The sequence below is a fragment of the Paenibacillus sp. W2I17 genome, from assembly GCF_030815985.1.
Lineage (GTDB): Bacteria > Bacillota > Bacilli > Paenibacillales > Paenibacillaceae > Paenibacillus.
The window spans coordinates 333,956-346,230 of the sequence record NZ_JAUSXM010000001.1; the positions used below are offsets into that span (position 1 = coordinate 333,956).

Consider the following 12,275-nt stretch of genomic DNA (forward strand, 5'->3'; position numbering starts at 1 on the left):
AATACACGCACCATGCCAGAGGAGGCTTCTTATGAATTCCAATTTCCACGCCAATGAACCAGAAGTGTCTTCTCTGGATGTTGGTGAGTTGTATATTCGTTATAAAAAATATGCATTTTCAATAGCTTACCGCATGCTTGGCAGTGTGGTAGAAGCTGAAGATATTGTGCAGGATTGTTTTGCGGGGATTCAGAGCACGTCTGCTCAGGATATTCGTAATCCCAAGTCCTACATCGCCAGATTGGTTGTGAACCGAAGCTTGAATCTGCTAAATTCCGCCCGTAATCAGCGGGAAAGTTATGTTGGTGAGTGGCTGCCAGAGCCGATGGGTGACAGTGAAGAGGCGAACATGCCAGAGGAAACGATGGAGAAAAAAGAGTTAATCTCCTACGCCTATCTGGTCATGTTGGAGCGTCTATCGCCCATGGAGAGGGCTGTTTTTGTCCTTCGTGAAGCGTTCCGATATGATTATTCCGAAATAGCGGATTGGCTGGGCAAAACGGAGAGTAACTGCCGTCAAATCTTTAGCCGTGCCAGGCGAAATCTGCCCGAAAGACTTCCGCCGATCGAGCAGAGTGATGCGGATATGATAGCCAAAGGTGAATTACTGAGCCGTTTTACAACGGCTTTCCTTCGTTATGACGTCTCTGCCATGCTGGAGTTACTGGCAGATCAGCCTGTATTTACAGCAGATGGCGGTGGCGTTGTGCATACGGTTATGAGAACAATGAACGTTCACAAAGGTGTGCTTGCACTCCTGACCTCACGGCGAGTCCTTACGCGATTGCGTGATAGAGAATGGGTACCGATGTGGATCAATGGCGAACTTCAACTCGCGTTGATGAAAGAAGGGCAGTTGTCCGAGGTACTCTGTTTGGAGTTGGACGCTTCCGGAGAGCGGATTGAGGGCGTGTATCTCGTTGTAAATCCGAACAAACTTACATCAATAGACAATTCAACGCTTTGATCCAAACGTAAGGACTTGATATGTAAACTTAAAAGCGGCACCCTCTGTCTCGAGGACTGCCGCTTTTTTTGCATTTCACATTTTGCGATTCAGCATCCGATTATTCACGGGCAAATTGTTGTTGAACAGGTTCAATGATTGCTCTGACTTCAGGTGTAAGCGTATCATTGTTCTGATTAAGAACCAGTAAAATTTTTTCCATAGTGTCCAGAAGAACACTCTGCGTATTGTGCTCCCGGTAAGCCAAAGCTTTCTCGTAAGCCTTTTTCACCTCAGGGTCCATGGTGCGAATTTCTTCGTCCGTGTACCAATCATAAGCAGGCGTATTGTCACTTCCGTAAAACAGATAATCCACAAATAACCCTTGCTTCACTGCTGATGTGCGATTGGAATTCGGGAAGTTGTTCAAAAAGGCTTCTTTCTCCAATGCACGCTGGATTAATTCGTTCCAAGAGATGATAATGCCACCATCTGAAGTTGTCATTTGGTTGGACTCGGTAGCCATAATATTAATGTACGCAGCAATATCAGCCTTAACAAAAGGCTTGAACTTTTGATATATCTCATAATTGATGATGGGGTAATACAAGCCTTCACTGGTTTCCAGTTTGAACCCGAGATCAGATGCTTCCTGCAGAAGTTTCTTCGCTGTCGGATCTTTAATTTCTTTGAGCAGACGACTATATGTAAGCTTCTGTTCGTAACCAAGTTGTTCATGGGCTTGAGATATGGTCTGTTGAAATTGTTCCGTATACATTTGGTAATCCATATCAGCCAATTTCACGTTCTGCATGTTCTCCAGTTGCAGCGTCATTAATGTGGCCTGCCAAGGGCTGACTTTATCGATATGATTCATCAGGTATTTACGCGCTTTAACCAGACTTTCTGTGGACTTCAATGCTTCTGTTCGATAGGTTTGGAATTGATGATACACCGCTTTGGCAGCGGGGACAGATGCAGCCAGTGTTGTTGAAGGTGTAATTATTGCGCCAATGGCAGTACAGCCGAGAGCCATAGCCAGTAAACCAAGTTTAGCAGGTTGCTTCCATCTCATTTTTATACCTCCCCATTAATGAAAAAAAAGCCATTTGAATTTTCTTATAACCGCATTTTTACCGTGTGTTATATGTATGATCCGTATGTTGAATATGTAAGTTCTGTCTTTGATTAAACCAGTTTCTGGTAAGCGAATCAAGTGTCTTCAGTAGGAAAATGATTACAAATAATGAAAGAACAGCCCCTAAAACCCGAAAGGGTTCAAGAGACTGTTCTAGGTATTCGGACTTTATTTTCTAATTAATGAAGTGGTTTATTGCTATTAGGCATCTGAGGTGCTCCGGTTGCTGGAATGTATGCCTGAAGCATCTGTTGTGTATCACTTGGGGTGAGTTGAGGTACTTGGTAATAGGCGTTTTTATTCTGGAACATGAAAATTTCATAGGCCATCTCGATAAAATGCTGGATCTGCGAAGCGACGACTCGGCGAACCGTTCCATTTGTGATCTCGCTGCAGGACATGCCGAGCAGACTCGCATGTGACTTGATCAGTCCCAGCATATGACCGCTAATCCCGGCATCCTTTACATCGGCCAAGCTCTGGTTTGGTTTTTTCGGTGCTGATGGCTTAAGGCCATATACCGGTGGTACCATGTTGGGGATCATATAGGTAGCTGTCTCTTGATGAGGCTTCTGTCCGGATGCAAAACACTCTGCTGTCAGATTGTACTGGGATAATATGAAATTGTACTGTCGGTCCAGAATGCCAATCAGTTCCTGGCTCTGCACAAATGTACGAAAGATCATGTATTGGTCCAGCACGTTAATGGTGGAGGACAGAATCTCATGCACATCGAACATCTCATGGCCGCCATGATTCATGTTAGGGGTGACATTTGGATTAGCATTCAATGTGGGTTGTACTACATTCTGAGGGTTCATGGAATTTGGATTCATTGTAAATTTGATTCTCCTTTGGTAAATGGTATGATTCTAGTATGCTTGGAGAGTAGTAAATTTATGTATTGTGTATGGATAAAAGCGTAAGCACAAAAAGGAATAGGCATGGTGGTGGTTAAAGATGGAAGAGACCGATTGGGGTGTAGCAAAGGATTTGTTCGTCAAACATTACGGGAGCGCTATACAGATGCATCGAGAAGGCGTGTATGCAGACTATAAGCGATGGGACGTACCTCAAGAGTTAGAGGAACAATGGATAGGGGAGCGAATTCAACAATTAAGTTCCAAGCTGTCTATCATGAATTGGGATGCGGTCGATGAACTTGCGTTGATTGCTAAACATCGGACAGAACCCAGTATAATTAAGACAATTACAGAATTTGCTTCAAGACAATCGAAGAGTGCGGACAGTATGGTTCGTCTCGTGTATGCCGAACGTCTGATTGAGCTGATTAAACGGTATGAATCTTCTCTGCCGATGGACAAGTTACGGGAAACCTATCAATTGACGATGGACTTGCTGGTTGATGTGGCAACGAAACCGTTGGTGCTTGATCCAGGCCATGAATTACAGCAGTATGGATTAAAGGATAAACGTGGATTGAATTTGCGTGTTGAAAAGAATAAGGAAGAAATCATCCGCTATTTTCGAAACTAATTGAATTTTATCAAGTGAGGTCAGAATCATTGAGAAAACTGAATTATATTCGCATATTTATTTTCCTTTGTGTGGTCACAATAGTAACGCTTGGGTTGTACTATGTAGCCGCAGATTGGCTGGATCATCGTTATTTCCGCTTCCTGATCTGGAATCTGTTCTTGGGCTGGATTCCTTTTGTGTTCTCTTATGCATCCTATCTTCTAAGTGATATGAAATGGAAAGGTGCTGCATGGCTTGCAGTCGCAAGTGGTCTGCTGTGGTTGTTATTTTTCCCGAACTCTTCTTACATTGTTACGGATTTGGTTCATCTGACAGCGAGAAGTACCCGGTATTATGGTGGGAGCGGAGTGGACTACACGTATTGGTACGACTTGAGTGTAGTATTAATGTTTGTCTGGACTGGACTCCTGCTTGGATTCCTATCGATGTATCAGCTTCAGGAAGTGATTTATCACCGAATTGGACGCTGGGCATCCTGGATCTTTGTACTGGTTGGCTGTGCTTTGGGAAGTTACGGAGTATTGCTTGGACGTGTATATCGACTGAATAGCTGGGATGCACTGACGAATCGCGATACTCTGATTGAGCTGATGCACGAAAGTGTAAGCCGCCCGTCTCTGGCGTTTTGCTTGTTTTTTGGCACGTTTATCACTACAATCTATGCCACATTGTATTATCTGATCAATACGAGGTCTCCCCGTGAAACGAAGAAGAGTGCAGGAAGTCCCGAGTCGGACCTGCAAGCGTTACGCTAACATTTGTTTTCTTAAACCCGAACTTATTAGATCTAATCTTAATGTACATTGCTTGAAGGGCTGTTCCAAGTCATACCCATGGCTATCGGAACAGCCCTTTAACATTGGATCGAGCGCAGGATGTTCTGAAGAAAAATACCTCTACTTATCAGAGATTAACTCAAGGATTGTTTTCACAACCAGTTCAGGTTCATCATGAATAATCATATGACCACTGCGGGTGGCCACAATGAGCTGACTATCCTTCGATATGTTCAACATGTTACGCTGTCCCGATTGCCATATGGATTCGAGCTTCTGCCCAATTTCAACCGGAATCCCTGCTTGAGCATAGTCTTGAGGACGTCCGCGTGCAATGATACGTACAGGGATTGATCCAAGACGTTGGCCACGAATAGCATCTTCTGTTGAATGGGCGTGGAGGGCTTCTTTTTCTTTGGCGTGAAAATAGGAAGGGGTAGCAATCACATTAACAAAAGTATCTCGATCTTGCTTGGCAACCAGACCATCAAGCAAAAAGTCTGGGAATAATCTGAAAGCGCCAGATACCTTCAGTAAGGATAATAAGGAGGCAGGCGGGTTTCCCTGAAACTGAGCCTGTTCCAACAAAGCCTTTGTATTCTTCTCATCATCCTCAGGTCTCGCATCAATGAGGACAAGGCTCTGAACCTCACTTGTATAGGTCTGTGCAAAGAGTCTAACATACATACCCCCAAGGGAATGACCTACCATAACGTATGGGCCGCGGATATTCTCCTTCTCCAGAGCTGCATGTAATTCTTTGACGATATTCGCACCTGTGCGTTCTGTAGGTGCAGATTCACTCCAGGCATATCCTGCGCGATCATACGTGACCACCGTTGCATGTTTGGCTAGTTCCGTCGGAATGTCTCTCCACGACAAACTGGTCTCACCACTTCCGGCCTCCATAAGTATGGTCGGCGAACCACTGCCTTGTTTATGAATGTGCAGCTGGTAACCGCCGACTTGAACTAACGTACCGGGAGGCGGAAAGTTTTTTTTGGCCTGTGACGAAGCAAACCACTCATACAAGAATGCTGCACCGATCAACAATAACATGGTGCAGAATAGCCTTATTATGAAGGTGGTAACTCTGAATTTCTTGCGTTTTGAGGCTGGGATCGTGGTATGCATGATCTTATTAATTCCTCTCCATATGGCTGCTTTTATTTTAATACAATGTATTAAAAAGATTATAGCACAGTGTATTACAAAAAGAGAAGCTTGATGTATAATGAGGTCATGCCAAAAATCGTAGATCATGAAAGTCAAAGGAAAGTCGTTGCTGATGCAGCCATCCGGGTCATTCAAGAGCATGGGCTTGAGCATGCTACAGTTCGGAATATAGCAAAGGAAGCGGGATTATCTGTAGGTTCCATGCGTCATTATTTTGCCACACAGGCCGAATTGTTCACCTTTTGCATGAATCTTTTTGCAGAACGGGTACAGAAGAGGGTAGAGGCGTTACAGATGAGCGGATCTGTACTGCAGGATATGAAGAATCTGCTCTTGCAATTTCTCCCGTTGGACGAAGACAGAATGATGGAAATGGAGGTTTGGTTTTCGTTTACAGCCAAATTATTGGTTTACCCCGAATTAAAAAAGTTAAGTGATCAGATGCATCAGGGGATGTATCGGTCTGCTCAGTGGGTAATCCAGGAGTTGCAGAAGCAGGGCATGACACATCCCGATCTGGATGCCGAGATGGAGACGGAGAAGTTATATGCTCTTGTAGATGGACTCGCCATTCATATCCTAATGCAGCCAGATAGACTTACAGTAAAACGAGTGGAACAAATGATTGAACAGCATTTGAGTATGCTTTGTCAAACTTAATCTTACGTTGCCTGAAGAAGGGTTATTTCCTTTTATAAGGAGTAATCCTTCTTTTTATGCAAATTTGGCAGGTATGCAGGATATGACGAAGAATTAAGAATGAGAATCTAATGAATACATAGACAAGTAGGTGAACAACAAAATGTTGAATGCAGTAGAGCTGACAACAAAAGTAGAAGAAGTCATGGAACGCGTGAATTTTTCGGGTGTTGTATTACTCCAGCAAGCCGGGAAAACCCTTTTGAATATGAAACGTGGTTATGCGAATCGCAGTGAAGAGCTTGCCAATCAGGTGGACACACGCTTTGGAATTGCATCTGGATGTAAGATCTTCACCGCAGTGAGTGTATGCCAACTAATTGAAGCAGGCAAGTTGTCTGCGGATTCCAAGCTTACGGATGTGTTGGATGTGGAGTTTCCACTATGGGACGAAGGAATCACCATCCAGCAGTTGTTAACACACACGTCAGGCATTCCGGATTATTTCGATGAAGAAGTGATGGAAGACTTTTCAGAATTATGGAAAGACAGACCCGTCTACGCGATGCGGCGATTAAGTGACTTTCTGCCCATGTTTCAGCATCTGCCAATGAAGTTTGCTCCGGGTGAACGTTTTCATTATAATAATGCGGGTTTTATTGTGCTGGGGCTTATCGTGGAACAACATTCAGGACTGTCGTTTACAGATTATGTGGAAGAGCACATTTTCAAAAGGTGTGGCATGAAGGACTCCGGTTATTTCGTAACAGATCAGCTCCCGCGTAACACAGCTTTAGGGTATATCGATCATGAAGATAGCTCTTGGAATACTAATATGTTCTCCATTCCTGTCAAAGGTGGATCGGACGGTGGAGCCTATGTTACGGCACCGGATATGATTCGGTTTTGGGATGCTTTGCTGGGTCACCAATTGTTGAATGCAGAGACGACACAGCAGTTATTAACTCCACATGCTCATCAAGAGGATGAAGAGTACTATGGGCAGGGTATCTGGATTGACCGCAAGAGGGAAGACATTTTCAAATTTCATGTTATGGGGTTCGATCCAGGTGTGTCGTTCATGTCTTCCGTGTATCCGGACTATGATCTACAACTGGTTGTGCTCTCTAATCAAGAGTCTGGTCCGTATCCAATAACGATTGCCATCGAAGAAGCTTTGGCATGACAAATAAACCCTCAACCAATGGTCAGGTTATGGCCACAAGGTTGGGGGTTCATTTATCAGACAAGATAAAAAGAATGCCCGTGTTTATAACATCTTCCATAGCTCAGGGGCGATTAATCGAGGGAAAACATCCAGCGGAGGTTTCTCTTTCTTTCGTTTGTCATTGGTTAGCACCGTAACAAGTTCGAGCTCTGGGACAATATATACAAACTGACCACCAAATCCTCGCGCGTAATAATAATGGAGATTGGGTTTGTCGTCTTCAGCAGCAATATTTTCGGAGTCAGACCTTTCGTTCGGATAGACATCCACCCACCAATGCCAAGCATAACTCCCGTGATTCGGTGGAGTGACTGTAATGAAAGGCTGCGTCGAACGGGATACGAGATCACTTGAAATGAGAGACTCACCCTCCCACATACCTTGCTGTAGAAACAGCTGACCGAATTTCAGCAGATCTACGGGTAACATCTTAAGACCGAATCCGCCAGTATGTACACCTTGAGGGTCACTTTCCCATTCATAATCCTTAATTCCCAGCGGTTCAAAAAGATAACGTTCCGCGAACTCGGCTACGTTCATACCTGCATTTTGCATCAGGATGGCGGATAGGATCTGTGACACTCCTGAGTTGTACTCCATATATGTACCCGGTACATGGCTTAAGCGTTGCTCCAATGCAAAATCCACCCAATGATTGGTGCGGGTCATGCGAGGGAATGAATTCTGCCCGCCGAACTCGTCCCAGTTGAATCCGGCTGTCATGGTAAGCAGTTGTTCCAGCGTGATCGCTGGTTTGCGCGGATCAGGATCGGATGTCAACTGTGGAAAAAAAGTGGAGATTGGGGTTGTTGCCTCTGGTAACAAACCTTTATCCATCGCTATACAGATGAGGGCGGATAGCACACTCTTGGTACATGAATTGATTTTTGCAATATCAGTCGCAGCCTCTTGGTTGCGGTAGTGTTCGTACATAATCTCACCGCGTACGCTGACGAGGCAGCTTCGCAGATCCAGCGGTGGAATGATATGTTCTAACTTGGATGACAGTGATGAAGGATTCATAGTGTCCTTTCTGTGCGGTTGATTTGTTATAGGATTTTGTAGAAATAGGTGTCCATTATCTTAGCATACTCCCGAGGTAGGGCTCAACCAGCGCTACATTATTATGTCAAAGCAAGCATGCAAAATGCGATATCTTATGAAAGCGATAAGAATCATATGCGAATATTGCATAATTCCCCAGCATTGTCTGTCAAACTTATATAATTGTCATGAGAAGAGCACAAGACATTTATTAGAGAAAGGGGGATGTGATGTGGGAAATATAATAGAAGAACTATATTACGGTAATCTGAGACCAGAGGAGAATATTGTTCCTCAAGATTCGGAGTATCGATCCATTAATAAGGAGATTACAGCTAATATCGAAAAATTTCAGAAAAAGCTTTCGGAGGATGACTTTAAACAGTTGGAGGAACTATTAGATATGATGGACCAAGTTCACTCTATGCATTCTAAAGAGGCTTTTGCGAGTGGTTTCAAAATTGGGACGTTGATTATGATCGAGAGTGGTTTCACAAGCTAATATTTTGATTTTTCAAAATTTGTGGTTATATAGTTAACCTCTTTCCTATTTAATATATGGAAGAGGTTGTTACTATTATGAACATGTCAATATAGGAAAAATATCATATGAAAAATGAACTATGTTAGTGCGTATTAAGGTTAGAAATGGTAAAATATCAATGCCTAAACATGGAACAAGTAGATGAAAGATAATTAAATATAGGAAATAGTGTAGAATCAGTGTTTTAGCAAAAGAACTTTTTAGTAAATTATAGTAATCTAATACTGAATTGAGGAATTAAACATGGCGATTATTGACGTAATTAAGTATGATGGCTCACCTGATGTGTTTGCTTGGAAACATCCCGAGACTGAACTGGGAACATGGACTCAGTTAATTGTGAATCAATCTCAACAAGCAATTCTTTTCAAGGATGGAAGAGCGCTTGATATGTTTGGACCCGGAAGGCATACTCTGAGTACTGCGAATATCCCGATCTTGAACCGTCTCGTTAACCTTCCGTTCGGAGGAAAGTCACCTTTTGCAGCAGAAGTATGGTATGTCAATCAAGTAAGCGCATTGGACGTTAAATGGGGAACGGCGAATCCGATTCAGATCCAGGATCCCAAGTATAATATTATTGTTCCCGTAAGAACATTTGGACAAATGGGAATTAAAATCTCGGATTCACGAAAATTTTTGGTCAAGCTTGTGGGAACACTGCCTGAGTTTAACCAAGTGAATATGATTAATTACTTCCGTGGGTTGATTATCATGAATATTAACTCCATGTTGTCATCATATCTAATACATAGAAAAGTAAGTGTTTTGGAGATCAATGCATATATCGCCGAGATATCACGACATTTTGCAGATACGGTAGCTTCTACTTTTGAAGAATTTGGTATTGAGTTAATCAACCTGTATATTCACAATGTTAATCTGCCTGAAGAAGACCCTTCAGTCATTCGATTAAGAGAAGCGTTGGCACGCAAAGCTGAGATGGATATTATTGGGTACACATATCAGCAAGAACGTTCGTTTGATACGCTTGAAGGTGCAGCGAAGAATGAAGGAAGCATGCAGTCAGACATCATGGGCGCAGGGCTTGGTATGGGCATGGGGGTTGGTCTGGGTGGTTCTTTCAGTGGCGAGATGTCCCAGATGTCTAAAGTGATGTCTACGAAGGAAACGCCTGCAGTAAGTATATGTAAGCAGTGCCATCATCCGAATCAGGAGAACAGCTCTTTTTGCAGCAAATGTGGCAATTCATTAGCCGAAAAATCGGTAGCAACAACAGATTGCAATAATTGTGGACATGCCTTGCCAAAGGGAACCAAATTCTGTCCTAACTGTGGTGACAAATACCACGCGTGTCCTTCATGTGGGGCGGATAATGCGGAGAACGCATTGGAATGTATCCAATGTCATCAACCGATGCCTAGCCCATGCCCAAATTGTAACCATATGAATTCCGGTCATACAAAATTCTGTGGCAACTGTGGCACAGGTTTAAGCTTGAAATGTAGTCGTTGCCAACATGAAGTAAAACCCGGCCAGAAGTTCTGTCTCGATTGCGGAAACAATCTGCAAGAAGGAGGACAGGCATAGTGATGGTAAAACGGAGCAATCTCTTGATTTTGGATGTTGTCTATTTAATATGCATGTTAGTATCGTCAATCGTTTCTTTTACGCTGTTTAATCATGCGCTTCTGTCGTTTTCTTTTTGGATGAATCTCGTTGCTTCTTATGTAGCGATTACGGCTATTTGGATCTACGCGCGGTTCATCATGCAAAATATGGATCGGTTTAAACGGTTTGTTCCAGGTTACACAGCTTTAGGTGTAGTATTGGGTATTTATCTGATTTGTGTGATGATCTACACGTTGTTAACAGGTTCAGCAGATCATGCGCTTCGCTGGTTCGTATTGTTACACACGTTAACGATTGCGATCGCAATTATTTTGTGCGGAATCATTATGATCTATATTCAAAGTGCGCGCCGTCATGAAACAGATGAACATACAAAAATCGCAAACTTAGAATTAATCGAAAAAGCTTTACAACAATTGCTTCATACCATGGTGCAACATCCCGTCCTAACTGTGGAAGAAGAGCGCAAAACCGTTCAATCATTAATTGAACTTGTAAAGTATAGTGACCCAATCACTCCGGATTCCCTTGAGAAAAATGACCGCCAGATCTTGCTCGACATTGAATTGATGAACAGTGAGCTTACAAATCAGTACGAAGCAGGGGAATTGGTAAATAGTGAACGTTTTGCTTCGCAACTATCCCAGTTAAAGTTCCGTTTGAAAGAGCGCAATCAACAGATCATGACAAGCAAATCATAAATTGCTGGAGGAAATGCCGTGAAAAGATTTTTTGGAATTATATTAATTATCATTTCGTGTCTGACGATCCTGTTCTCTTTAATCATGCTGTCTGAAGGAACGGAGATGGCCATTTTTAGTACAATTGTGTTTTTTATACCAGGGGTTATCGTACTTGTTACGGGAATTAAAATGTGTGGTCGACCTAAATCTCGTTCTAACACTGTTCAATACCATCACAATTCTAATGATAATCAATATTACGAAGATCAGCATAATGAGAAATATGAAGAGAAAGATGAACCTCAAGAATCTGTATCCGTGAATTGTTCAGGGTGTGGAGCCAAGGTAAAGGTATATCCTACTTTGTCTGCGGATTGTGAGTATTGCGGAACGACAATGAGGATTTCGTAGTTGTAGCTAACATAAATACACTTTAACAGCTTTTACAGATACCTGTAGTGTATACCGCTAGGTATAGAGTGTTGTTTCTGGGAGGAATCGTGTTGTTAAGGAAGTTATTTGGACTCTTTTTTATGTTTTATGCCATTGCTATACCCATACGATTACTTATGGAAGAGAATTTCTTAGATCAATTGAATATAGTTCTTGTAGTTGAAATTATTATCGTTGAATTTTTATTTTTGTTTTTTGGTATTAAATTGCTTAGGAAAAAACGTGTTAAGAAAAAGCGTGGCCCTGAACGAAATTTTTATGGAGGAGACTATGGAGGTCATCTTGATCGCGAAACTCCGAATCCACGTACTTATTCAAGTTACAATAGCAACACCGTGAATTACAGTAGTCATAATACAATTAACTATACAGAGATCAATTCTTCAGATAAGGAAAACGTTGAAGAGAAAGCCGATGAAAAAGTTGAAGAGCCACAAAGGCCTGTTTCAGTGAGTTGCCCGGGATGTGGAGCGAAGGCAAAAGTGTTTCCTAAACAATCAACGGACTGCGAGTATTGCGGAACAACAGTTGTAGCAAATTAGAATGGTTCAGAAT

General features: G+C 42.6%; 14 protein-coding genes. 10 read left to right on the forward strand and 4 right to left on the reverse strand.

The features are described 5' to 3' along the window. Nucleotides 1-31 precede the first annotated feature (31 nt). The gene (locus tag QF041_RS01620) at nt 32-967 is read left to right on the forward strand and encodes a sigma-70 family RNA polymerase sigma factor (protein WP_307411089.1); all 936 of its coding nucleotides are present in this window, start codon (nt 32-34) and stop codon (nt 965-967) included. A gap of 100 nt (nt 968-1,067) precedes the next feature. On the opposite strand, the gene QF041_RS01625 is transcribed toward QF041_RS01620, so the two are convergent. Together QF041_RS01625 and QF041_RS01630 are read right to left on the reverse strand one after the other, a co-directional pair. Further along, nucleotides 1,068-2,021 carry a hypothetical protein gene (locus tag QF041_RS01625; RefSeq protein ID WP_307411092.1) on the reverse strand — a complete coding sequence of 318 codons (954 nt, stop codon included), beginning with the start codon at nt 2,019-2,021 and terminating at the stop codon, nt 1,068-1,070. Nucleotides 2,022-2,263: 242 nt separating this feature from the next. Then, complete coding sequence (locus tag QF041_RS01630; RefSeq protein ID WP_373461372.1) at nt 2,264-2,905, reverse strand: spore coat protein; 642 nt, start codon at nt 2,903-2,905, stop codon at nt 2,264-2,266. A 139-nt stretch (nt 2,906-3,044) separates the two neighbouring features. Here QF041_RS01630 and QF041_RS01635 point away from each other — a divergent pair, with 139 nt between their 5' ends. Together QF041_RS01635 and QF041_RS01640 are read left to right on the forward strand one after the other, a co-directional pair. Beyond that, the gene (locus QF041_RS01635) at nt 3,045-3,581 is read left to right on the forward strand and encodes a hypothetical protein (RefSeq protein WP_307411095.1); all 537 of its coding nucleotides are present in this window, start codon (nt 3,045-3,047) and stop codon (nt 3,579-3,581) included. Nucleotides 3,582-3,610: 29 nt separating this feature from the next. After that, nucleotides 3,611-4,339, forward strand: a complete 729-nt coding sequence (locus QF041_RS01640; RefSeq protein WP_307411098.1) for a DUF1361 domain-containing protein — start codon at nt 3,611-3,613, stop codon at nt 4,337-4,339. Nucleotides 4,340-4,480: 141 nt separating this feature from the next. Here the strand turns inward: QF041_RS01640 and QF041_RS01645 are convergent, their stop codons facing one another. After that, nucleotides 4,481-5,419, reverse strand: coding sequence for an alpha/beta fold hydrolase (locus tag QF041_RS01645; protein ID WP_307411102.1), 939 nt, complete (start codon nt 5,417-5,419; stop codon nt 4,481-4,483). A 183-nt stretch (nt 5,420-5,602) separates the two neighbouring features. Here QF041_RS01645 and QF041_RS01650 point away from each other — a divergent pair, with 183 nt between their 5' ends. Beyond that, a complete protein-coding gene (locus tag QF041_RS01650; protein WP_307411106.1) occupies nt 5,603-6,196 on the forward strand; it encodes a TetR/AcrR family transcriptional regulator in 594 nt (197 codons plus the stop codon). A 142-nt stretch (nt 6,197-6,338) separates the two neighbouring features. Further along, a complete protein-coding gene (locus QF041_RS01655) occupies nt 6,339-7,361 on the forward strand; it encodes a serine hydrolase domain-containing protein (protein WP_307411111.1) in 1,023 nt (340 codons plus the stop codon). A gap of 84 nt (nt 7,362-7,445) precedes the next feature. Here the strand turns inward: QF041_RS01655 and QF041_RS01660 are convergent, their stop codons facing one another. Next, a complete protein-coding gene (locus tag QF041_RS01660) occupies nt 7,446-8,426 on the reverse strand; it encodes a serine hydrolase domain-containing protein (protein WP_307411114.1) in 981 nt (326 codons plus the stop codon). A 253-nt stretch (nt 8,427-8,679) separates the two neighbouring features. On the opposite strand from QF041_RS01660, the gene QF041_RS01665 reads away from it, so the two are divergent. The 5 genes from QF041_RS01665 (at nt 8,680) to QF041_RS01685 (ending at nt 12,262) form a co-directional block, all read left to right on the forward strand. Further along, a complete protein-coding gene (locus QF041_RS01665; RefSeq protein ID WP_307411116.1) occupies nt 8,680-8,949 on the forward strand; it encodes a DUF6809 family protein in 270 nt (89 codons plus the stop codon). 285 nt (nt 8,950-9,234) lie between these two features. Further along, nucleotides 9,235-10,542 (forward strand): SPFH domain-containing protein, encoded by a 1,308-nt coding sequence (locus QF041_RS01670; protein WP_307411119.1) that lies wholly within the window; start codon nt 9,235-9,237, stop codon nt 10,540-10,542. Beyond that, the gene (locus QF041_RS01675) at nt 10,542-11,285 is read left to right on the forward strand and encodes a hypothetical protein (protein WP_307411122.1); all 744 of its coding nucleotides are present in this window, start codon (nt 10,542-10,544) and stop codon (nt 11,283-11,285) included. Before QF041_RS01670 ends, QF041_RS01675 begins: the two co-directional genes overlap by 1 nt. An 18-nt stretch (nt 11,286-11,303) precedes the next feature. Then, nucleotides 11,304-11,678 carry a hypothetical protein gene (locus QF041_RS01680; RefSeq protein WP_307411125.1) on the forward strand — a complete coding sequence of 125 codons (375 nt, stop codon included), beginning with the start codon at nt 11,304-11,306 and terminating at the stop codon, nt 11,676-11,678. A 92-nt stretch (nt 11,679-11,770) separates the two neighbouring features. Beyond that, nucleotides 11,771-12,262 (forward strand): hypothetical protein, encoded by a 492-nt coding sequence (locus QF041_RS01685; protein ID WP_307411128.1) that lies wholly within the window; start codon nt 11,771-11,773, stop codon nt 12,260-12,262. Nucleotides 12,263-12,275 lie beyond the last annotated feature (13 nt).

Bases quoted from the DNA above. Each gene is read 5' to 3' on its own strand.
- QF041_RS01630 (WP_373461372.1), bottom strand. From the start codon at position 2,905: ATGAACCCTCAGAATGTAGTACAACCCACATTGAATGCTAATCCAAAT.
- QF041_RS01655 (WP_307411111.1), top strand. From the start codon at position 6,339: ATGTTGAATGCAGTAGAGCTGACAACAAAAGTAGAAGAAGTCATGGAA.
- QF041_RS01660 (WP_307411114.1), bottom strand. From the start codon at position 8,426: ATGAATCCTTCATCACTGTCATCCAAGTTAGAACATATCATTCCACCG.
- QF041_RS01620 (WP_307411089.1), top strand. From the start codon at position 32: ATGAATTCCAATTTCCACGCCAATGAACCAGAAGTGTCTTCTCTGGAT.
- QF041_RS01650 (WP_307411106.1), top strand. From the start codon at position 5,603: ATGCCAAAAATCGTAGATCATGAAAGTCAAAGGAAAGTCGTTGCTGAT.
- QF041_RS01670 (WP_307411119.1), top strand. From the start codon at position 9,235: ATGGCGATTATTGACGTAATTAAGTATGATGGCTCACCTGATGTGTTT.
- QF041_RS01635 (WP_307411095.1), top strand. From the start codon at position 3,045: ATGGAAGAGACCGATTGGGGTGTAGCAAAGGATTTGTTCGTCAAACAT.
- QF041_RS01625 (WP_307411092.1), bottom strand. From the start codon at position 2,021: ATGAGATGGAAGCAACCTGCTAAACTTGGTTTACTGGCTATGGCTCTC.
- QF041_RS01645 (WP_307411102.1), bottom strand. From the start codon at position 5,419: ATGTTATTGTTGATCGGTGCAGCATTCTTGTATGAGTGGTTTGCTTCG.